Here is a 21,090-nt window from a genome sequence, read left to right on the forward strand (position 1 = left end):
TAATTATAAAAATTATGATCAAAAAATCAAAAGAACATCTTAATTCAGTTAATGAAAGTTATGCAGAACATATGAACGTAGCGTTCAAAGTAAGCTCAAAAATGATTACTGGTGGATTTATGGCTTTAATTCATGGATTAATACCTGCAATCTTCCAAAGAAATGCGAGTAATGGAATAAAAGAACTATATAATTTTATAAACCAAAAAAGATAATTATTACAATAATTTAAGACAAATAACTAATGTAAATGATTAGAGAAATTAAAAGAAAAGATAAGGAAAATTGGATAAAATTATATTGCGGTTACGCAAAATTTTACAAAGTTCCTATGAAACAAGAGATTTTAGATACTTTATGGAGTTGGATACACGATGAAAATCATGTTGTGAATGGAATATGTTACGAAATTGAGGATAAAATTGTTGGAATTGCACATTACAGAACAATGCCAAGACCAATTAAAGGTCAATATATTGGATTTTTAGATGATTTATTTGTAGATGAACATTTTAGAGGCCAGAAAATAGCTCAAAAACTTATAAAATACATAGAATCCTTATCTAAAGAGAACAATTGGGATGGAATTCGTTGGATAACTCACTCTTCCAATGAGACAGCGAAAAAATTATATGATAAAATTGCAAAAAATACAGGATTTGAATTATATGAACTTAAAAGGGACTAAATTTCAGATAAAAGTTTGGAATTATTTGAAAAAAATACCTAAAGGAGAAGTAAGAACTTACCTTCAGGTGGCAAAAGCTATTGGGAAGCCTAAAGCTCATAGAGCGGTAGCAAATGCAGTTGGGAAAAACCCATATCCTCCGAAAATACCTTGTCACAGGGTAATTAGGACTGACGGATCTCTTGGAGGATACTCAGGAAAAGGCGGAATTAAGACTAAGCTGCGTTTACTTAGATCTGAAAAAATTGACATTTAAGGTTAAAAAAGTGTTGAAATTAAAGATTTTTAGACGATTTTCATGAATAATCATGTAAATAGGACTATTCTCCCTTCAGTTGTACTATGTATTCTAATATAACTAAATAAATACCCTCTATGGGCGATTAAAGAGCATATTCTATTACTGCATTGCTCTATTATTCAATGATATCAACCCTTTTTTAATGTCTTAAATTTGCTTTATTTTACAGCTTTTTTAAGCCACCTGCCCTATAATTTTTGATGCAAAGATACAATTTAGAATTTTATTAGTAAAAAAATGTTGCAATTAAACACTTCTAGCAATTTAAATTATTTTTCAACGTTTTAGCTGAAATTAGTATTTTTTTCTAAATCAATGTGATCCAAAAAAGCTATTAATATTTATGATTTTAGTTAAAAAACCAAAATATTACTTTACTTCAAAAAATATTAATACATTTTAATTATATTTATATATAAATAATTTATTCAATAATTACAATAATTTAATAATATATATTAATGTAAAACATTAATAATTAGTATACAAATAAATACTATTTATTACTTCTTTTTAAAATATATTCTCTTCTGGTTATATAGAGACCACTTAAGACAATTATAAAAAGACCTAAATAAGTCCAATTATCCGGTAATTCATAAAAGAAATAATAGCTAATTAATATGTTTGTTATGATTTCTGTATAGCCCAAAGGAGCTAATTTTGAGGCATCAGCATATTTGAGTGATAAAATTAGGAAAAGATGGGCTACAGAGGCTATAAGGCCGATTAAAGCCATTAAAATCCACTGATTTGTAGTAGGATTTACCCATACAGAAGGCATAAATAAGCTAATAATGACCGTTCCTATTAAACCTGAAAGCAAAAGCGTTAAAAGAGGGTTATCTGAAGTGCTAAGTTTTCTTGTTATAATAAGGTAAAATCCATAACAAATTCCATTACCTAAAGCAGCTAAAGTAGCTAAATTAAGTTCAATAAATCCAGGTCTAATAACAATCAAAGTACCAACAAATCCTAACGATACAGCAGTCCATCTTTTCACCCCTACTTTCTCATTTAAAAAAAATGGAGATAAAGCTGTGACACAAATTGGTGCTACAAATGCTAAAGTTAAAGCTTTAGGGAGTGAAATTTCAGAAATCGCATAAAAGAATAAATACGTAGAAAAAACAAATATCAAACCTCTTATTAGTTGAAGAGCCGGTTTTTTAGTCCAAACTAATGACTTTCTATAAAATATAAGCATTAAAGACAGAGTAAAAACTACGGTAAAAAAATATCTAGCCCATGTTATTTGCAAAACATCCATTGATGAGCTTAAATATTTAGCAAACGCATCCATAACAGGAACAATCATCCAAGCAGATGCATTTAAAATTATAGCCTTCACAACTGAAAGATATATCTTAATAGAAGTATTTTAAAGCAAAGAATACAACTATTGGAACTGTAATAAATGACATTAATGTAGAAACAACAATAGTGCTAGCGATGTTATCTACTATTTCTTTTGGTGAGTACATTGATCCAATTAAATAATTTAAAATAGCACTTGGCATAGCAGATTGAATTAAAATTACACCTGCACCAAATCCAGAAAGATCGAAAAAAATTATAATTAAAAAACCAATCACAGGTCCAATTATTACTCTTCCAATAGAGGCAATTATTGAATTGGTGAAAGAAAAAATTTTTAATTTTGTTAATGCAATTCCTAACGACATTAATATTAAAACAATTGCTGTATATGTTAACAATTCAGTTAAATTAATAATTGCCTTGGGCATCTCCAAGTCAAAATAAATAAAAGTAACTGAAAATATAATTGCGTAAAAAGGTGGATTTTTAATTAAAATATTAAAGTCAAATTTTCTGTCGGCTAGAAACACTCCTAATGTAAAGTGAAGTAAAATTATAAGAGAAGATATTGATGCAGCTATTCCTAAACCTTGTGAACCATAAGCAAAAAGACAAATAGGAATACCCATATTTCCATTATTAGGAAGAAGAAATACTGGGATTTCTCTAATGATATCTTTAGTTTTTAATAGAAATAAAATAATTATGCCTGTTAAACCAAAACCAGCAATAGCAATTAAATAATAAATAAAATAACTGGTATATTGTTCAAATGTTATACCTGTAGAAGTAATAGAATATATAACCATTGCAGGTGTACCAACATTTGAGGCAAAAGTAGTTATAAAGGAATTATCAAAATCTGGTTTTTTCTTACCAAGATAATATCCAATCCCAACCACAAAAAATACAGGAAATAATACTTCAATAAGTTTGAAATATATTTCCATTAATCAAGCAATCTAATTAACGTAGGTGATTTTAAGATATTCTTATTTTTTTTAAATATAGATAAACAGCTATTACAATTTAATTCTGTGGTTTTATGAGTAACTATTACTATTGTAGCTTTATTATTTTTTTTATCTGGAGTTTGAATTAATCTTTTGACAGAAATTTTATATTTAGCTAAACGATTGGTTATTTGAGATAAAACGCCTGGTTTATCTTTAACTTCAAATCTTAAATATAAAGAATTAACATAATTATTTACATTGTAAGTCTTTAAAGTTTTAAGTTTATTTACACTTACACCAAATGGCTTTTTAATGTTTCCTCTTAAAATAGATAATAAGTCAGATAATAAAGATGATGAAGTGGGACCTGGTCCAGCACCCTCCCCTTGTAATACACTTTCTCCTACTGGTTTGCCATTAAGGATAACAGCGTTCATTACTCCATTTACATTACCAATATATGATTTTTTACTTACAAGACATGGATGAACAGTTTCAAAAAGTTGATTATTTTTGAGTTCAGAGATACCCAGTAGTTTAATTCTTAAATCTAATTGATTTGCAATTTTAATATCTTTTAAATCAATCTTTTCTATTCCTTCCATTAAACATTTTTTATTTGATATTTTACTATTAAAAGCCAAAGCAGATAAAATTCTCACTTTTGCAAATGCATCAAAACCATTTAAATCTAATTTTGGATTTCCTGGTTCAGCATATCCAAGCATTTGAGCTTTTTTCAAAACATCAGCAAAATTTTGCTCAGAATTTTCCATCTCTGACAATATATAATTTGAAGTACCATTTAAAATTCCATAAACTTTAGATAATTTATTAGTAGCTAATCCTTCTTTAATAGATCTCAATATCGGTATCCCACCAGCAACAGATGCTTCGAATTCTAAATTGACATTATTTTTTTCAGCTAGTTTTGCTAAATTGTTTCCATGTTTTGAAATTAAAGCTTTATTTGGAGTAATTACATGAATTTTATTCTTTAAAGCAGTTTCAACTAATTTTTTAGAAACCCCATCAGATTGTCCAATTACTTCAAATAATATATCAACTTTTTCTTTTTTAAAAATTTCAAAAGGGTTTTTATAAAAAATTTTTCTATTAATTTTATATTTTCTTTTTTTATTTATATTTTTTGCGGAAATAGCTACTACGTTAACTCTTTTGCCTGTTTTAAGTTCAATATCTTTTTTTTTAACAATTAATTCATTAAATAAATAATTGCCGACTTGACCAAGTCCAACAACTGCAACATTCACTATATTTTTCATTTGCTTATATCTGGATATTTACTTTTTTTAGTATAGTCATCTATATAAATCTCATATTCTTCTAATGTCATTTTTGTTATATCGTCTGACTTTTTAAGTATTTCAGTTATTTTTTTTTGATTTTTTTTATTTTCAGCAGGATGTTCTGTCCAATACTGAGAATCTTTATTTAAAGAGCAATTACATAAAAAAATTAGAAAAATAATTAACAAATATTTCATTTTAAAGCAGTTCTTTCAGGAAAATTAAATTTATTATTTAAATTTTGAACAGCCTGACCTGCTCCACCTTTGATTAAATTGTCTATTGCAGAAATAATGATTATTTTGTTTTTATATTTTGATCTACACACTGTGATAAAGCAATTGTTTGTATTGATAACATCATTTGTGCTCAACAGTTTATCAGAATCTAATATTTTAACAAAATTTTCTCCTTTATAAGACATCTTAAGTGTTTTGATGATTTTTGATTGATTAACATTTTTTTCTAAATCTAAATAAGTTGTACTTAATATACCTCTAAACATTGGAGATAAATGTGGCGTAAAACTAAATTGAAAATTTTTATTTGTAAATTTGCTTAAAAATTGATGAATTTCAGAATTATGTCTATGAAAACCAACACCATAAGCACTCAAAGACTCGTATAAATTCTTATCTTTATATTTTTTATGAACTCCTCTACCGGCGCCAGAATATCCAGATTTTGAATCAATGATTATATTGTCTAATTTAACTAATTTTTTTTTAATTAGCGGAACAAGAGGTAATAATATTGATGTTGGATAACATCCTGGACATGAAATTATATTGTGATTTTTTAATTCATCGCGATTTATTTCGGGTAAACAATAAATGCTTTTCTTCTGTAATTTTGGAGCTCGGTGTTTTTGTTTATACCATTTTAAATAATCATTAGCTTTTTTTAATCTAAAATCTGCTGCTAAATCAATTAAAGTAACATTATCATTAAGTTTTTTTGCTATATCTTGAGCTTCACCATTTGGTAGAGCTGTAAAGACAACATCAATACCATTTAACAGTTTAGGATTAAATTTTACGATTTTAGGTAATTTTTTTTTTGACAGAGATTTATCATAATTAGAAATATTTTTTCCAACAGACGAGTTTCCACATAGATATTTAATATTAATATATTTATGGTTAATTAATAACTTAATTAATTGAACACCAATATATCCTGTAGATCCGGCAACTAATGCATTAAGCTTAGGCATTTTTTATTATAGCAGTTTAAATTGTAAAAAAAATTATCTTTTAGAAAACTGGAAGCTTCTTCTAGCTTTTCTTCTACCAGGTTTTTTTCTCTCAACAGCTCTAGAATCTCTGGTTGTAAGCTTTTCAGTTTTCAATGTTGTTTTTAAATTTTCATCAAAGAGAACCAAAGCTTTAGAAATACCATGAACCATTGCTCCAGCTTGACCTGTAGGTCCGCCACCTTTTACACTACATCTAACATCATAATCTGTAGCTTGATTTATAATTTCAAAAGGTCTTGTAATTTGCATTTTGTGAATTTCATCAGCAAAATACTCATTATATAATTTGCCATTAACATAAATTTTACCAGAACCTTTTTTTAACCAAACTTTTGCTATTGAAGTTTTTCTTCTACCTGTCGCGTACTTACTATCTTTAAAGTCTAACTTTAATTTAGGAGTTTTTGTGTTTGATTGTACGTTTTCCATATTAATTTCTTGCAATGTTTTTATTGTTTAGTTTATCTAATTCTATAAGTTTTGGGTTTTGTGCAGCATGTGGATGCTCACTTCCAGAATAAATTTTTAATTTTGTTAGTTGTTTTCTACCCAAAACACCACCAGGCAACATTCTTTTAACTGCTAATTTCAAAGTTTCTCCAGGTTTTTTTTCATGAAGTTTTTCTGGTGTGGTAACTTTAATTCCACCAGGATGTCCTGTGTGTCTATAGTACTTTTTGTTTTGAAACTTCTTGCCAGTAAATTTTGCTTGTTCGATATTTTTTACTACAACAAAATCTCCATCATCCATGTGAGGTGTATAAGTAGTCTTATTTTTGCCTCTAATAATATTAGATACAACAGTCGCTAATCTTCCAACAACTGCATTTTTTGCGTCTATCTCGTACCAAGACGAAGTAACTTGATCTTTTTTTGTGAATTTTGTCATTGTGCGAGGATTAATACTATTAAATTATTCAAAGTCAATTTTATATTTAGCTTGTAAAACATAACTAATATGCTATTTATCACTTGCCGATTTGATCCTATTGCGGGCATAAAACTGCTAAAATGGAATTTTCATAAAATTATAATCGGTAGGCATTTGAACTGTATTGTGCGCCTTGCATAAAGCAAAAGCACTAAAAAAGGAGTAAAAATGAGTACAAAAAGAAATAATCCAGAAACTATTGCGATACATGGTGGAGACTACAGAAGTGATCCAGCTACAAATTCAGTAGCAGTTCCAATTTATAGAACAACCTCGTATCAATTTAATAACACTGAACATGCAGCTAATTTATTTGCGTTAAAAGAGTTTGGAAACATCTATACACGAATAATGAATCCAACTAACGATGTGTTGGAAAAGAGAATCGCTGCTCTTGAGGGTGGTCTTGCAAGTTTAACTGTAGCTTCTGGTCAAACAGCGTCTACTTTTGCAATATTAAACGTTGCTCAAGCCGGAGACAATATTGTTAGTTCAACAGATCTTTATGGTGGAACAGTTTCTTTATTTACGCATACTTTAAGTAAGCTTGGTATAGAAGTAAGGTATGCAGATCCGTCGGATCCAAAAAACTTTGAAAAAGCAATAGACGATAAAACTAGAGCTTTTTATGGAGAAACATTACCAAACCCATATTTAAGAGTTTTTCCAATTAAAGAAGTTTCGGATATTGGTAGAAAATATAACATTCCATTAATCTTGGATAACACTGCTGCCCCTATAATTTGTAAACCAATTGAACATGGTGCTGCTGTGGTTGTTTATTCTTTAACAAAATATATAGCAGGTCATGGAACAGTAGTTGGAGGTGCACTAGTAGATGGTGGAAATTTTGATTGGACAGCAGATCCAAAAAGACAGCCACTATTTAATGAACCTGATGCAAGTTATGGAGGTGTTGTTTGGGGTAAAGCTGTGCCCGAATTAACAGGTGCAAATGTTGCTTTTGCAGTAAGAGCAAGAGTAACCTTGTTAAGAGATTTAGGATCAGCACTTTCACCAGATAATGCATTCGGCGTCATACAAGGACTTGAAACAGTTGCTTTAAGAATGAAACAACACTGTGATAATGCCGCAAAAGTTGTAGAGTACTTAAAAAATCATAAAGCTGTTGAGAGAGTAATTTATTCCACTGAACATAATGAAGAGATATCAAGTCGAGCAAAAAAATATCTGAAAAATGGTAATGGTGCTTTAGTTGGTATTGAATTAGCTGGTGGTATCGAAGCTGGTAAAAAATTCATTGAGGCTTTAAAAATGTTTTACCACGTTGCGAATATAGGTGACGCTAGAAGTTTAGCAATACACCCAGCAACAACTACTCACAGTCAATTAAATGAGGATGAATTAGCTGCTTCAGGTGTAACGCCAGGATATGTTAGGCTTTGTATTGGTTTAGAACATATTGATGATATCATTGATGATTTAGATCAAGCTTTAGACAAATCATCAAAAGGTAATTTAAAGGCAGTTAGTTAAATTTATTTATATGTCTACAAATAGAAATTAATTAATCTGTCTTTTGTATTTTATGATAAATATAAAATACAAAGTTGAAAGTATTATCAAAATAGAATTTATCTGGTGTAAAGATGCAAATAACATTTTTACTCCAGATAAAATAGTTATCACTCCAAGAAAAATTTGAAATACCAAAGTCAAACCAATTACTGTGATAGGTTTGTATAATTTTTTATTTCCAGTATTAATTACTTTTAAGAGGATTAGGACATAAATGACGATAATTAAGTATGCTAAATTTCTATGTATAAATTGAACAATAGAAGGATTATCAAAAACTTTTAAATTCAAAAACTCTTTAAAACTACTATCATCAGGAAAATAATTAACACCCATCAATGGCCAAGTGTTATAAATTTTACCAGCATCCATACCAGAAACAAAAGCACCTATAATTAGTTGCAAAAATAATAAGACTAAAAAAATTTTTACTATAAAAAGATTAATAGAAACTGTTTGATTTGAAGAGGATGATAACTTTAAAAATTGCCAATATACAATTGATAAAATGATAAAAGCTGTTACCAAATGTATTGCAAGTCTATAATGACTAACATCAATTCTTTCAACTAATCCACTAGATACCATGTACCAACCTAAAAATCCTTGAAAACAAACCAGTAAAAAAATAAGTCCATATTTTTTTATAATCCAAACTCCTTGTTTTAATGAAAAATAAACCATTGGGAGTAATACAGTTAAACCAATTATTCTCCCTAACTGCCTGTGACCCCACTCCCACCAGAATATTACTTTGAATTCGTCAAGAGTCATATTGAAGTTTTGTTGGCTGTATTCAGGAATTGTTTTATATAAACTAAAATATTCCAACCATTTTTCATTTGTAAAAGGAGGAAAAAAACCAACAAATAATTCCCAAGTAGTAATTGATAGACCAGAGTCAGTTAATCTAGTCAAGCCTCCTACCAATATTATTAAAGAAACTAAAACTAATAATGATAGCATCCACAATTTAAGTTGATTATTTAAATGATTATTCTCACTGTACATGCTCAAATAAATATAATAATTATTAAGTATTCCAATAAATTAAATGTCGCCAAATAATAAAAAAAAACTAGATTTAATAAGAGTTAAGCTAGATAAATTAGATAATAAACTGTTATCACTTATAAAATATAGAACAAATCTAGTTGAGGAAGTTTTAAAACTTAAAGAATTTAAAAAAGAAATCGTAGATAAGAAAAGAATTAATTTTATTTTAAAAAAAATTAAAGCAAAATCATTAAAACAAGGCATTGATCCAAAGATAACTAATCGTATTTGGAAAAATATGATTTGGTCTTATATTGATTACGAAAGAAGAAATTTTAAAAAAAAATAAATTATTTACTGTGCGGTGGAAGTTTTTTCTCCACAAACATTTCGTGTTTTCTAGTGTCAGGATTGTATTTTTTTGCAGATAATTTTACTTTTGCTTTTTCACCACCTGCTGGTTTTTTTACATAGTAAAAGTAAGGACTATCTGGTTTAGCTTCAGGTACCATTCTAACTTTTACGTGTGTTTTTTTCGCCATTTATTTTAATGTTTTTAAAATATTTGATATTTTAGTTAACTTATTTTTTAATTTTTCAGCTTTTATAGATTTATCTGCCATTTCGTCAAGCTTTAAAGTATCTTCATTATCAAGGATCTTTTTAACTCCATTAATTGTCATTCCTTGATCTTTAAGCAAATATTTAATCTTCTTAAGAAGATCAATATTTTTTTCATCATAATATCTTCTATTAGAATTAAGAATTTTTGGCTTGATTTGTTTAAACTGTGTTTCCCAAAATCTTATTATGTGAGTAGGCAAAGAACCCTTCTTATTGACTTTTAAGTCTAAAATTTTAGCAACCTCACCAATAGTTTTATAAGCTTGATCAGCTTTATCCATAATCTTTAAGATTTATAAACTCTTTAAATTCTTTTGAAGGTTTAAATAAAACAACATCTCTACTAGATATTACTTTAGTTTCCTTAGTTTTTGGGTTTCTGCCAATTCTGCTATTTTTCTGTCTTATGGAAAAAGTTCCAAACTTAGATAATTTAAGTTTTTTCTCAGATTTAATGTTAGAAACAATCGTAGATAAAAAATCATCAATTAAATTTTCTGAAATCTGTTTAGAAAAACCTAGTTGCATATAAACTAAATTAACTAAATCTTTTTTAGTTAAATTTATTCTCATTTAAAGATTCTGTTTAATCTTTTCTATCAAATTACCTTTAACAATTCTATGACAAACATCTAATGAGTTAGCAAAGCCAACGTAATCAGTGCCACCATGACTTTTTACTACTGGAGAATCTAAACCTATAAAAATTGCACCATTGTAGAGTCTTGGATCTAATCTTTTTTTAAATTTTTTTAAATTTGAAATGTTTAGAAGAGAAGATAGTTTTCCTATCCAATTTCCAGTCATTGCTTTTTTCAATTCGCTTGTAATAAAATTTGCTGTCCCTTCAGCTGTTTTTAATGCGACATTTCCAGTAAATCCATCAGATACAATTACATCAACTTCACCATCCATTATATGATTACCCTCAATGTATCCAGAAAAATTAAAGTTTTCAGATTTTTTATCATTAAGAACTTGATATGTTTCTTTTATTACTTCATTACCCTTTAATTCTTCTGAGCCAATATTCAATAAAGCAACATTGGCTATTTCATCTGGGTATAATGAATTATAAAGAGCAGCTCCCATAGAAGAAAAATCACTTAAATTTTTTGAACTACACTCAATATTAGCTCCAAGATCTAATACAACGCTCATACCTTTTTTATTTGGCCAAAGCGCAGATAAAGCAGGTTTGTCTATATTTTCGATCATTTTAAGATTTAATTTTGATACAACTAATAAAGCACCAGTATTACCAGCAGATATAACTATATCAGCCTGCTTTTCTTTGACACTTTGAATAGCAAGCCACATACTAGTGTCTTTTCCTCTTTTTGCCCCTTCTAAAGGACTGTCCGTACTTTTAATTGCATTCTGTGTATGGAAAATTTCATAGAACTCTTTATTAATTTTATTTTCAATTAATGGAGAAATTTTATTTTTATCTCCAAATATTTTGTAAAAAATGTTTTTATTTGATTGGTGGTTGTAAACAATACCATCAATAACTTTTTTTGGTGAACCGTCACCTCCCATTGCATCAACTGCAATTTTAATTTTTTCGGACATTAAGATAATTATACTATTCTTTTGGGTCTAAAACTTGTCTACCCTTATACATACCAGTTTTTAAATCTAAGTGATGAGAAAGTCTGTATTCACCTGATTTTTTATCCTCAACTATATTTTTAGTTGAAAATTTCATTGTTTGTGCCCTTCTCATTCCAGTTCTGGATGGGGTTTGTTTTCGTTTAGGTACAGCCATAATTATGGGTTACTTACACTTTTTAAATAAGAATTCAAAGTTTTTTTTGATAAATTTGAGTTAAATTCCTCAAAATATTTAAGCAAATCCTCAATATTATTAAAATCTTGCAAAAATATTGATAATTTTTCAATTTTATCAATTTTGGATAAGTTATCCCAAAAATGAATCTCTGAAACCATGGAATGAAATAAGTTAATATAATTTTTCATTTTTTTATTTATAGATTGATCTCCATATCCAATCTCTCTAATACTTAATTCTAATTGCCTGAAGTTAAAATCGTAAATTTCTTGTAGAGTTTTTTTATTTTCCTCACTTTTATAATTTTTCAAAAAAAATGAAAAATGGAGCAAAAATAAAGTTAATCTGTCTGAAAAACTATCTTCCCTGTTTAAATTCTTATATAAATCTTTATTTCTAGTGAAATTAATTAAATTGTTATAAATATGTATATACTCATTACTCATGAATAAATTATATATATTTTTTTTATTTTTAATACTTTCAAATTGCTCTTTTAAACCTGTTGTAAAACATCATGGAGTTCCATCTTTAGAAAAGAAACAAAAATCTCTAATAATAAGTAAAACCAATAAAAACGATATAATAAAAATACTTGGTATTCCATCAACAACAAGTAAATTTGATAATGATGTATGGATATACATAGAAAGAAAACAAACACAATCAAGATTAAAAAACCTTGGAAGAATGAAAATATTCAAAAATGACATTCTTGTTTTAGAAATCGATGATTATGGGATTTTAAATAAAAAAGAGTTTTATAATAAAGATGATATGGAAAATATCAAAATAAGTGAAGCAACTACACAATCAGGATTCAAGAAAAATTCCTTCATATATGAATTTCTCAGTAGTATGAGACAGAAAATTGATGACCCTCTTGGTCAGAGGGCCAAAAAACGTAAAGAGCTTATGAAGCGATAACAGCCAATAATAACAAAGCTACAATATTTGTAATCTTAATCATTGGATTAACGGCTGGACCCGCGGTATCTTTATATGGATCTCCGACTGTATCACCAGTAACTGCAGCTTTATGAGCTTCTGATCCTTTTCCACCATGGTTTCCATCTTCAATATATTTCTTAGCATTATCCCATGCACCACCTCCAGCGGTCATTGAAACAGCTACAAATAATCCTGTTATAATAACTCCTAAAAGCATTGCACCAACTGCAGCTAAAGCAGCAACCTGACCACCTATTGATAAAATTATAAAATATAAAACTACAGGTGACAACACAGGTAATAATGACGGAATTATCATTTCCTTAATTGCAGCAACAGTCAACAAGTCAACTAATTTTGCATAATCAGGTTTTTGTTTTCTTTTCATAATACCTGGGAATTTTTTAAACTGTCTTCTTACTTCTACTACTACAGCACCACCTGCTCTTCCAACTGCTTGCATTCCCATAGAACCAAATAAGTAAGGCAACATTCCTCCGATTAATAAACCAACAACAACATATGGATTTGATAAATCAAAAGTTACAACTATTCCTTCAAGAGCAGAACCTGCTTCTTTAGAAAAGTGTTTAATATCTTCAGTGTAAGCCGCAAATAAAACTAGCGCACCTAAACCAGCTGAACCTATTGCATATCCTTTTGTTACAGCTTTTGTGGTGTTACCAACGGCATCTAAAGCATCTGTTGTTTTTCTAACTTTTTTATCCAAGTTAGACATTTCGGCTATCCCACCAGCATTATCAGTTACTGGACCGTAAGCGTCTAACGCAACAACCATTCCAGCTAATGCAAGCATTGTTGTAACAGCGATTGCAATACCAAATAGGCCAGCAATAGAATTTGTAATTAAGATACCTGCAACAATGATTAATGCAGGTATAGCTGTTGCTTCCATTGATACAGCCAAACCTTGAATAACATTAGTTCCATGACCAGTTGTTGATGATAAAGCAACAGACTTAACAGGTCTATAATTTGTTCCAGTATAATATTCTGTAATCCAGATTAGTAAACCAGTAATAACTAAACCAATTACCCCACAATAATATAAATCCATTCCATTAAACGTATTTCCATTAACAGTGTATTCATTTGTAAAACCAATAACGTGATCTGTTACAGGCCAAAGAATAGCCAATGATGCAACAGCAGATACAATAAATCCTTTATACAATGCGTTCATCACATTGTTGTCTTTTCCAAGTTTAACAAAGAATGTACCTATAATAGATGTTAATAAACAAGCAGCACCAATCGTAAGAGGATAAATCATCATATTGAGATCACCTACGAAGAAAATTGATGATAAAACCATGGTAGCAACAATAGTAACCGCATATGTTTCAAATAAATCAGCTGCCATACCTGCACAGTCACCAACATTATCTCCAACGTTATCTGCAATTACAGCTGGATTTCTAGGATCATCTTCAGGAATACCGGCTTCAACTTTTCCAACTAGATCGGCACCTACATCTGCACCTTTAGTGAAAATACCTCCACCTAATCTTGCAAAAATTGAAATTAAAGAAGCACCAAAACCTAAAGCAACTAGAGCATTTACAATCTCTCTCTCATCAACTTCATATTTAAGTAATAAAAAATAATAAACTGCTATAGCCAACAATGCTAAACCAGCAACCAACATACCAGTTACAGCACCAGATTTAAAAGCCACTGAAAGACCTTGAGCTAGACCTTTTCTTGAAGCTTCAGCAGTTCTAACATTAGCTTCTACAGAAACTAACATACCAACATATCCTGCAATACCAGATAATGCTGCACCTATTAAATAACCAAGACCAACTAATGGACTAAACGCAATACTAACAATTACAAGAACAGCTGCACCAACAATTGCAATTGTTTTGTATTGTCTTGCTAGATAAGCTTTTGCTCCGATTTGAATAGCTGAAGCAATATCTTGCATTTTTGCATTTCCTGCACTTGAATTTAAAATGTTTTTTCCAGTTAAAAATCCATAAACGATAGATAAAAAACCAGCTCCGATTGTGTATAATAAAATAGTTTCGACAGTTGCACTCATATAACCCTTAGTTGTTGGTTGTTAATTTTTAAGCCCGGACAATACAAAAAAAGTCAAAAAAGACAATAATTAACTTCAAAATTGGTGGATATAACCACCTGTATTATTGGCGATTTCTCTATCTTTTTGATCTAAAATTAAAGACTTGTTTTTACCAGATAAAATAGTTCCTATTTTAGAAATTTTTACACCAAGAGATTTACTTAATTTATTTATGATTCTGGCATTGTTTGGTCTAGCAGTAAACAAAATTTGATAATCATCTCCATTAGAAACTAGATCAATTTTATTTAAATTCTTACTATTAATTAGGTTGTTAAGATTTCTTGATACAGGAATGGATTTTTCATAAATTTTATAAGAAACATTTTGCTTGTTTATTAATTTATTCAAATCTGCGATTAAACCATCAGATATATCCATAGAACTTGTTGCTAGAGAAAGTAAATTTTTAGAAAACTTATTTTGGATATCGGGCATATAATATTTATTGATAAAATACTTAGTTTTAGATTTATTCAACTTAATTTTATTTTTTAAAATCTGTAATCCGATAAAACTATCACCTAAATTTCCTGTAACATATATATCATTATTTACATTAGATTGATTTCTATAGATTATTTTTTTTGAGTAACCAATGGAGGTTATTGTAAAGCTAAGTTTATTAGAAAAAGTTGTATCCCCTCCTCCTAATAATAAATCATATTTTTTCTGCTCTTCTATTAAAGAATTGGATATTTTTTTAAGATTGTTTTTTGTAAAGTTTTTTTTGTTCCCTGATCCAGCAATAAAATAATATTTTGGCTTAACTCCTTTACAAATCAAATCAGAAATTGAAGATCTTAAAATTTTTTTAATAACTAAATCTGGTCTTTTAAAATCTATAAAATGTGTACCTATGTTGTATGTGTCTACTGAAATAACTAATCCTTTTTTTTTATCAAAAAAAACATCATCATTTAAACTTAAAGCAGCTTTATTTTTTTTAGAAATATTAGAAAAATAATTATTTATTAATTCAAATTCATGCATTTGTTCTTAATTTTTTTCCAACATTATCAAGCAAAGCATTTAGGTACTTAGTTTGTGAATTTTCTAAGAAATAATTTGATGAATTTAAATACTCTTTAATAATAATGTTTAAGGATAAATTAGGTTTGTACATTAATTCGTATGTAGCAGCTTTTAAAATAGTTTGAAAAACCTTATCTAAATTTTCAAAGACAAATTCATCACCTAATTTATTTTTTAATTCATCTATAATTAGATCATTTCTTTCGATAGTTCCTAGTACAATATCTTTAATAAATTTTTTAAATCTGTGTTTTGGAAACTGTAATTCATCATCTTCGTTATAAAATTTACCATAGAGTTTTTGAATTATTATAACCCTAGGATTATTTTTTGGATTAAAATGTGTTCTCATTTTTGAGATAGAACAGAAATTACTGCTTCAGCTGCTTCCGCACCTTTTTTCTTTCTCGCTTTAGCTTGAGACATATTCAAACAAGTAATTATTCCATTCCCAATTGGTTTTTTACTTGAAATTGATAATTCCATAATACCATTAGTTGCTGCTTGAGAAATAAAATCAAAGTGAGGAGTTTGACCCTTAATAACACAGCCTAAAGCTAAAAAGGCATCATGCTTATTTATGTTTTTTGAAATAGTTACTGGGATTTCAAAAGCTCCTGGAACATTAATAACTTTTATATTATTTTTTTTTGAGATTAATTTTAAAGCACTTTTAAGTAGTCCATCTGCAATATCTTTGTAATAATCAGCTATAACAATCAAAATTTTTTTCTTCATTATATCAATTCTTGTTTAGTAATTTTTATACCATAACCATCTAAACCAATAACTTTTTTTGGAGATTTTGTGATTAATATCATATTTTTAATTTTCAAATCTTTTATAATTTGAGCTCCAATTCCGTAATTTCTTATTAATTTATCATTACCCTTTTTATAAAAATCTTTATTTTTATAATCTTTTAGAGTTTGTGTTACAGATTTTAAATTAGAGTCTTTAATAAAGATTAATACACAATTGTTATATTTTTTAAAATAATTCAAAGTTTTGTTAAATGAGTTTGGTAATTGTTGATTAATTAAATAATTTTGAACTACATTTGAAGAGATCACTCTTACCCTTGGGGTAATACCCTTTTTTATTTTTCCTTTAATTAGAGCAAAATGTTCTGCACCATCAATTAAATTCTCATAAATTCGAATATTATACTTTTGATCTTTTACAATTATTGAGCTTTGTTTTTTTAATTTAATTAATTTTTCTTTTTTAAGTCTATAAGCAATCAAATCTTCAATCTTACCTATTTTAAGTTTATGCTTATTTGCAAAATTAAATAAATCGTTACCTTTGGCCATTGTTCCATCTTCGTTCATAATTTCACAAATAACAGCTGAATTATTTTTTTTTGCTAATTTTGAGATATCAACTGAAGCTTCTGTATGCCCAGCTCTAACAAGTACACCTCCATCTTTTGCTATTATTGGAAAAACATGGCCTGGAGATACAATTTCATTTTTGTTAGCATTTTTCTTTGAAGCAACTTTAATTGTTTTGGCTCTATCCTTCGCTGAAATTCCAGTTGTAATTCCTTTTTTAGCTTCGATAGAAATGGTAAATGCAGTTTTATTTCTTGATTGATTAATTGGTGACATTAATGAAAGGTTTAATTTTTTTGCCTGAACACTATCTAGAGCTAAACAAATTAAACCTCTGCCATACTTGGCCATAAAATTTATATTTTTTGAATTAGTATCTGATGTGGATATTACTAAATCGCCTTCATTTTCTCTTTTTTCATCATCAACTAAAATGAACATTCCACCTTTTCTAGCAATACTGATAATAGTTTCTATTGATGCAAAATTATTTTTTGTCATTAAAATAATTTCTTACATATTTAGACAAGATATCAATCTCAATATTTACCAAACTAGATTTTTTTAAAGTAGATAAATTGGTCTCTTTATAAGTATGGGGAATAATCCAAATTTGAAAACCTTTTTTTGTAATTTTTGAAATTGTAAGAGAGATGCCATTTACACATATTGACGCCTTCTCTATTAAATGTTTTCTTTCTTTTTTTGGAATCTCAAAATCAAAAAGATAAGATTTATCTATTTTATTAATATTATTAACTATTCCAACCGTATCAACATGACCTTGGCAGATATGACCAGAAATTTTAGTTCCATATTTCAAAGGCAACTCTAAGTTCAAAACATCATTTGTTTTGAGAAATTTAAATTTGGACCTAATTAAAGTTTCATTTGATAAATAAAATTCCATTATTTTTGACTTATAGGAAATTAGTGTGAGACATACCCCGTCACATGCAACTGACAAACCCATATCTTTTGATGAAACTTTTAAGTTACTTTTAACAAATATATTGATGCCTTTTGGTCTTTTAGTAATTCTTTTGACAGTACCTTGGTTATATATAATTCCGTTAAACATAGTTTTTGTAAAATTCTATTTTATCCTTTTTTAATTTAAGGTTTAGTTTTGACTTATATCTATATTTTGATTTTAAAGTATTTAAACTGTTAAATTCAACAAATTCAGAATTTTTAGACAAATTTTTGGAACTTTTAAACAAATAAAATTTATTAAAAATTTTATTATTTATGAATGATTTTGTAAGTTTATCTCCACCTTCAACCAATAAATTTCTACTTCCTAAAGAATAAATTTTTTTTAATATCTCTTTTAAATTGAATTCTTTATTTTTATTAATTTTAGATTTTATTAATAAGACTTTTTTAGATTTAAATAATGAGATTTTTGATTTTGTTGCTTCATTATAAAAAATAATTGTTTTTATTTTAGTTGCAGATTTTATTAAGTAAGAATTTGGATTAGAATTTAGCTTATTATCTAAAATGACTCTTATAGGTGAAAAATTATTTTTGTTTTTAAGTCTACAATTGAGTTTTGGATTATCCTTATTTAAGGTTTTGTGTGAAATTAATATCGTATCATTTTTATATCTTAAAAAATGTGAAAACTTATCAGAATAAATATTAGTAATTTTTTGCTTTTCTTTACTATAAATTAAATTGTTCTTTGAAACTGCAATTTTACCTGTAACAAAAGGTATTTTATTTTTTCTGTTAAAAAAATAAGGATAGTAAAACCGACTGATTTCTTTTTTTAAAAGATTTTTTCTAACTTTTATTTTACTTGATTTTAAAACTTTAAAAGATTTTCCACTAACACGTTCGTCAATATCAGAATTTGAGTAAATAACTTCTGATATTTTTGATTTAATTATTAAATTTGTACAAGGCGGTGTTTTTCCTTTATGACAACACGGTTCTAATGTGATATACATCTTTGAACCAGCAACATTTTCAATAGAGTCTTTAATTGCATTTCGTTCAGCATGAGGCCTTCCATCATGTGAAGTCTGTCCTATAGATATAATTTTATTATTTTTAACAATTACACATCCAACAGATGGATTTGTACCGGTTAAACCTTCGCGAGCAATTGCCAAATTAAGGGCAATTTGCATGAATTGCTTATCTTTACTGGTAAATTTATCTTTTTTTGTAGACATCTAATCTGTCCACAAATTGTACAAAGTCTTTTTCTTCTCTAAAATTTCTATAAACGGAAGCAAAACGCACGTATGCTACAGGATCAAGCTCTTTTAATCCTTCCATAACCATTGTTCCAATTGTACTTGTTGATATTTCTGTTTGTCCAAGTTCTTCTAATGATCTTGAGATTTTACTTATAAATTTCTCAGCAGTTTCTGTATCAATTGGTCTCTTTTTTAATGCTATATAGATTGATTTAGATAATTTATCTCTGTCAAAAGAAGATTTTCTTCCATTTTTTTTAACAACCATTAATTCTCTAAATTGAATTCTTTCAAAGGTAGTAAATCTTTCGCCACATATACATAATCGTCTTCTTCTTATTGCAGTTCCATCTTCAGTTGGTCTAGAATCTACAACTGACGTATCACCTTTTTTTTCACAAGGACAAATCATTATTTATAAATTTTTATATATTGGAAATGACGAAGTTAGATTAATAACTTCATTTCTTACCTCGTTTTCAACTTTACTGTTATCATCAGGGTTTTCAGATAAACCTTTAATAGTTTTTGTTATCAATTCACCTACAGTTTTAAATTCATTTAATCCAAATCCACGTGTAGTAGCAGCTTGAGTACCCAATCTAATTCCCGATGTAATCATTGGTTTCTCTGTATCAAAAGGTATTCCATTTTTATTACATGTTATGTTGGCTCTTGATAGACTTTCCGCTGCAAGATTTCCCTTAACATTAAAAGGTCTTAAATCAACAAGCATTAAATGAGTATCAGTTCCATCTGAATAAATTTTAAATCCATTGTTTTTTAAAGTTTCGGCTAAGATTTTTGCATTAGCTAAAACAGATTTTATATAATCTTGAAAATCTGGTTGAAGAGCTTCTAGAAAACCAGCAGCTTTAGCAGCAATAATATGCATCAAAGGTCCACCTTGATAACCAGGGAAAACAGCTGTGTTAAACTTTTTACCAAGCTCCTCGTCATTAGACAAAATTATTCCACCTCTTGCACTTCTAAAAACTTTATGTGTAGTTGAGGTTACAACATGAGCGTAATCACATGGATTTGGATAACCTTTACCAGCCACAAGTCCTGAGAAATGTGCCATATCAACCATTAAATAGGCTCCTACTTTATCAGCTATTTCTCTAAATCTTTTAAAATCTATTACTCGAGAATAAGCACTGCCGCCTGCTATTATTAATTTAGGCTTGTGTTCTAAAGCAAGTTTTTCAACATTATCATAATCAATAAGTTCAGACTCTTTATCAACGTCATAACCTATAGCGTTAAACCATTTACCTGACATAGATATTTTCAATCCGTGTGTTATGTGTCCACCTGAATTTAAACTCATTCCCATAAATGTATCTCCAGGATTTAATAAAGCTAAAAATACAGCTCCATTTGCCTGGGCACCAGAGTGAGGTTGTGCATTTGCATATTTACAATTAAATAATTTTTTTAATCTCTCAATTGCAAGACTTTCTGCAACATCGACATGTTCGCAACCATTATAGTATCTTTTTCCAGGATATCCTTCAGCATACTTATTAGTTAAAACTGATCCTTGAGCTTCAAGAACTGCTTGAGAAACTATATTTTCTGATGCAATTAATTCTATATGTTGTTGTTGTCTTAAGAGTTCGTCTTTTATAGCTTTATATAATTCAGGGTCCTTGCTAGACAAACCATCTTCGAAGAAACTCTTATAACTATCGTTTAAATAACTTTTTTCACTAGACATAAT

The 21,090-nt window shown here is 28.2% G+C and carries 29 protein-coding genes and 1 riboswitch; of the genes, 6 read left to right on the forward strand and 23 right to left on the reverse strand.

The window, feature by feature from the left end:
* Positions 1–14: 14 nt before the first annotated feature.
* Genes ACTTAW_RS05315 through ACTTAW_RS05325 form a run of 3 tightly spaced genes read left to right on the forward strand, consistent with a single transcriptional unit; the run spans position 15 to position 944 of the window.
* Positions 15–215, forward strand: a complete 201-nt coding sequence (locus ACTTAW_RS05315) for a DUF6356 family protein (RefSeq protein WP_440651433.1) — start codon at positions 15–17, stop codon at positions 213–215.
* A gap of 35 nt (positions 216–250) precedes the next feature.
* A complete protein-coding gene (locus ACTTAW_RS05320; RefSeq protein ID WP_440651434.1) occupies positions 251–688 on the forward strand; it encodes an N-acetyltransferase family protein in 438 nt (145 codons plus the stop codon).
* Positions 669–944, forward strand: a complete 276-nt coding sequence (locus tag ACTTAW_RS05325) for a methylated-DNA--[protein]-cysteine S-methyltransferase (protein ID WP_440649062.1) — start codon at positions 669–671, stop codon at positions 942–944. Before ACTTAW_RS05320 ends, ACTTAW_RS05325 begins: the two co-directional genes overlap by 20 nt.
* 541 nt (positions 945–1,485) lie before the next feature.
* Here ACTTAW_RS05325 and ACTTAW_RS05330 read toward each other — a convergent pair.
* Genes ACTTAW_RS05330 through rplM form a run of 7 tightly spaced genes read right to left on the reverse strand, consistent with a single transcriptional unit; the run spans position 1,486 to position 6,722 of the window.
* Positions 1,486–2,340 carry a DMT family transporter gene (locus ACTTAW_RS05330; protein WP_440651435.1) on the reverse strand — a complete coding sequence of 285 codons (855 nt, stop codon included), beginning with the start codon at positions 2,338–2,340 and terminating at the stop codon, positions 1,486–1,488.
* A gap of 16 nt (positions 2,341–2,356) precedes the next feature.
* Entirely contained in the window at positions 2,357–3,259 is a 903-nt protein-coding gene (locus ACTTAW_RS05335) for an AEC family transporter (RefSeq protein ID WP_440649109.1), read from the reverse strand.
* Complete coding sequence (locus ACTTAW_RS05340; RefSeq protein WP_440651436.1) at positions 3,259–4,551, reverse strand: homoserine dehydrogenase; 1,293 nt, start codon at positions 4,549–4,551, stop codon at positions 3,259–3,261. The genes ACTTAW_RS05335 and ACTTAW_RS05340 overlap by 1 nt, the downstream gene beginning before the upstream one ends.
* A complete protein-coding gene (locus ACTTAW_RS05345) occupies positions 4,548–4,772 on the reverse strand; it encodes a hypothetical protein (RefSeq protein WP_440618395.1) in 225 nt (74 codons plus the stop codon). Before ACTTAW_RS05345 ends, ACTTAW_RS05340 begins: the two co-directional genes overlap by 4 nt.
* Positions 4,769–5,791: an N-acetyl-gamma-glutamyl-phosphate reductase gene (argC, locus tag ACTTAW_RS05350; protein ID WP_440651437.1), complete on the reverse strand. Its 1,023-nt coding sequence runs from the start codon at positions 5,789–5,791 to the stop codon at positions 4,769–4,771. The genes ACTTAW_RS05345 and argC overlap by 4 nt, the downstream gene beginning before the upstream one ends.
* A gap of 33 nt (positions 5,792–5,824) precedes the next feature.
* The gene (rpsI, locus tag ACTTAW_RS05355; RefSeq protein WP_440614345.1) at positions 5,825–6,262 is read right to left on the reverse strand and encodes a 30S ribosomal protein S9; all 438 of its coding nucleotides are present in this window, start codon (positions 6,260–6,262) and stop codon (positions 5,825–5,827) included.
* A 1-nt stretch (position 6,263) separates the two neighbouring features.
* Positions 6,264–6,722, reverse strand: coding sequence for a 50S ribosomal protein L13 (gene rplM / locus ACTTAW_RS05360; protein ID WP_440651438.1), 459 nt, complete (start codon positions 6,720–6,722; stop codon positions 6,264–6,266).
* Between the two features lie 141 nt (positions 6,723–6,863).
* A riboswitch (SAM riboswitch) is annotated at positions 6,864–6,930 on the forward strand.
* A gap of 2 nt (positions 6,931–6,932) precedes the next feature.
* On the opposite strand from rplM, the gene ACTTAW_RS05365 reads away from it, so the two are divergent.
* Entirely contained in the window at positions 6,933–8,261 is a 1,329-nt protein-coding gene (locus ACTTAW_RS05365; RefSeq protein ID WP_440651439.1) for an O-acetylhomoserine aminocarboxypropyltransferase/cysteine synthase family protein, read from the forward strand.
* Positions 8,262–8,288: 27 nt separating this feature from the next.
* On the opposite strand, the gene ACTTAW_RS05370 is transcribed toward ACTTAW_RS05365, so the two are convergent.
* Positions 8,289–9,314, reverse strand: coding sequence for a COX15/CtaA family protein (locus ACTTAW_RS05370; protein WP_440651440.1), 1,026 nt, complete (start codon positions 9,312–9,314; stop codon positions 8,289–8,291).
* Positions 9,315–9,357: 43 nt separating this feature from the next.
* Here ACTTAW_RS05370 and ACTTAW_RS05375 point away from each other — a divergent pair, with 43 nt between their 5' ends.
* Positions 9,358–9,648: a chorismate mutase gene (locus ACTTAW_RS05375; RefSeq protein WP_440651441.1), complete on the forward strand. Its 291-nt coding sequence runs from the start codon at positions 9,358–9,360 to the stop codon at positions 9,646–9,648.
* 1 nt (position 9,649) lies between these two features.
* On the opposite strand, the gene ACTTAW_RS05380 is transcribed toward ACTTAW_RS05375, so the two are convergent.
* The 6 genes from ACTTAW_RS05380 to ACTTAW_RS05405 are packed head-to-tail and all read right to left on the reverse strand — an operon-like array spanning position 9,650 to position 12,164.
* Positions 9,650–9,841, reverse strand: a complete 192-nt coding sequence (locus ACTTAW_RS05380) for a 50S ribosomal protein L33 (RefSeq protein WP_023853780.1) — start codon at positions 9,839–9,841, stop codon at positions 9,650–9,652.
* Entirely contained in the window at positions 9,842–10,204 is a 363-nt protein-coding gene (locus ACTTAW_RS05385) for a MerR family transcriptional regulator (protein WP_440651442.1), read from the reverse strand.
* Positions 10,197–10,496 carry an HU family DNA-binding protein gene (locus ACTTAW_RS05390; protein WP_440651443.1) on the reverse strand — a complete coding sequence of 100 codons (300 nt, stop codon included), beginning with the start codon at positions 10,494–10,496 and terminating at the stop codon, positions 10,197–10,199. The genes ACTTAW_RS05385 and ACTTAW_RS05390 overlap by 8 nt, the downstream gene beginning before the upstream one ends.
* Positions 10,497–11,498: a phosphate acyltransferase PlsX gene (gene plsX / locus ACTTAW_RS05395; RefSeq protein ID WP_440651444.1), complete on the reverse strand. Its 1,002-nt coding sequence runs from the start codon at positions 11,496–11,498 to the stop codon at positions 10,497–10,499.
* Positions 11,499–11,511: 13 nt separating this feature from the next.
* Positions 11,512–11,694: a 50S ribosomal protein L32 gene (gene rpmF, locus ACTTAW_RS05400; protein WP_023853776.1), complete on the reverse strand. Its 183-nt coding sequence runs from the start codon at positions 11,692–11,694 to the stop codon at positions 11,512–11,514.
* Positions 11,695–11,696: 2 nt separating this feature from the next.
* Entirely contained in the window at positions 11,697–12,164 is a 468-nt protein-coding gene (locus ACTTAW_RS05405) for a ubiquinol-cytochrome C chaperone family protein (protein WP_440651445.1), read from the reverse strand.
* Between ACTTAW_RS05405 and bamE the strand changes: the two genes are divergently transcribed.
* Positions 12,163–12,645: an outer membrane protein assembly factor BamE domain-containing protein gene (gene bamE / locus ACTTAW_RS05410; RefSeq protein WP_440651446.1), complete on the forward strand. Its 483-nt coding sequence runs from the start codon at positions 12,163–12,165 to the stop codon at positions 12,643–12,645. The two genes, ACTTAW_RS05405 and bamE, sit on opposite strands and share 2 nt — an antisense overlap.
* On the opposite strand, the gene ACTTAW_RS05415 is transcribed toward bamE, so the two are convergent.
* The 9 genes from ACTTAW_RS05415 to glyA all read right to left on the reverse strand — a co-directional run bounded on the left by ACTTAW_RS05415 (position 12,632) and on the right by glyA (position 21,087).
* Positions 12,632–14,737, reverse strand: coding sequence for a sodium-translocating pyrophosphatase (locus tag ACTTAW_RS05415; RefSeq protein ID WP_440651447.1), 2,106 nt, complete (start codon positions 14,735–14,737; stop codon positions 12,632–12,634). The two genes, bamE and ACTTAW_RS05415, sit on opposite strands and share 14 nt — an antisense overlap.
* Before the next feature lie 75 nt (positions 14,738–14,812).
* Positions 14,813–15,772 carry a thiamine-phosphate kinase gene (gene thiL, locus ACTTAW_RS05420; RefSeq protein ID WP_440651448.1) on the reverse strand — a complete coding sequence of 320 codons (960 nt, stop codon included), beginning with the start codon at positions 15,770–15,772 and terminating at the stop codon, positions 14,813–14,815.
* Positions 15,765–16,166 carry a transcription antitermination factor NusB gene (locus tag ACTTAW_RS05425; protein WP_262589163.1) on the reverse strand — a complete coding sequence of 134 codons (402 nt, stop codon included), beginning with the start codon at positions 16,164–16,166 and terminating at the stop codon, positions 15,765–15,767. The genes thiL and ACTTAW_RS05425 overlap by 8 nt, the downstream gene beginning before the upstream one ends.
* Positions 16,163–16,552: a 6,7-dimethyl-8-ribityllumazine synthase gene (gene ribH, locus ACTTAW_RS05430; protein WP_075506742.1), complete on the reverse strand. Its 390-nt coding sequence runs from the start codon at positions 16,550–16,552 to the stop codon at positions 16,163–16,165. Before ribH ends, ACTTAW_RS05425 begins: the two co-directional genes overlap by 4 nt.
* Positions 16,552–17,652 carry a 3,4-dihydroxy-2-butanone-4-phosphate synthase gene (gene ribB, locus ACTTAW_RS05435; RefSeq protein WP_262589161.1) on the reverse strand — a complete coding sequence of 367 codons (1,101 nt, stop codon included), beginning with the start codon at positions 17,650–17,652 and terminating at the stop codon, positions 16,552–16,554. Before ribB ends, ribH begins: the two co-directional genes overlap by 1 nt.
* Positions 17,639–18,232 carry a riboflavin synthase gene (locus ACTTAW_RS05440; RefSeq protein ID WP_440651449.1) on the reverse strand — a complete coding sequence of 198 codons (594 nt, stop codon included), beginning with the start codon at positions 18,230–18,232 and terminating at the stop codon, positions 17,639–17,641. Before ACTTAW_RS05440 ends, ribB begins: the two co-directional genes overlap by 14 nt.
* Positions 18,225–19,337 carry a bifunctional diaminohydroxyphosphoribosylaminopyrimidine deaminase/5-amino-6-(5-phosphoribosylamino)uracil reductase RibD gene (gene ribD, locus ACTTAW_RS05445; RefSeq protein ID WP_440651450.1) on the reverse strand — a complete coding sequence of 371 codons (1,113 nt, stop codon included), beginning with the start codon at positions 19,335–19,337 and terminating at the stop codon, positions 18,225–18,227. The genes ACTTAW_RS05440 and ribD overlap by 8 nt, the downstream gene beginning before the upstream one ends.
* Positions 19,318–19,776 carry a transcriptional regulator NrdR gene (gene nrdR, locus ACTTAW_RS05450; RefSeq protein WP_075506746.1) on the reverse strand — a complete coding sequence of 153 codons (459 nt, stop codon included), beginning with the start codon at positions 19,774–19,776 and terminating at the stop codon, positions 19,318–19,320. Before nrdR ends, ribD begins: the two co-directional genes overlap by 20 nt.
* Before the next feature lie 3 nt (positions 19,777–19,779).
* Entirely contained in the window at positions 19,780–21,087 is a 1,308-nt protein-coding gene (gene glyA / locus ACTTAW_RS05455; protein WP_262589158.1) for a serine hydroxymethyltransferase, read from the reverse strand.
* Between the last annotated feature and the right edge of the window lie 3 nt (positions 21,088–21,090).

It is taken from the genome of Candidatus Pelagibacter sp. HIMB1495 (assembly GCF_052047955.1).
GTDB lineage: Bacteria > Pseudomonadota > Alphaproteobacteria > Pelagibacterales > Pelagibacteraceae > Pelagibacter.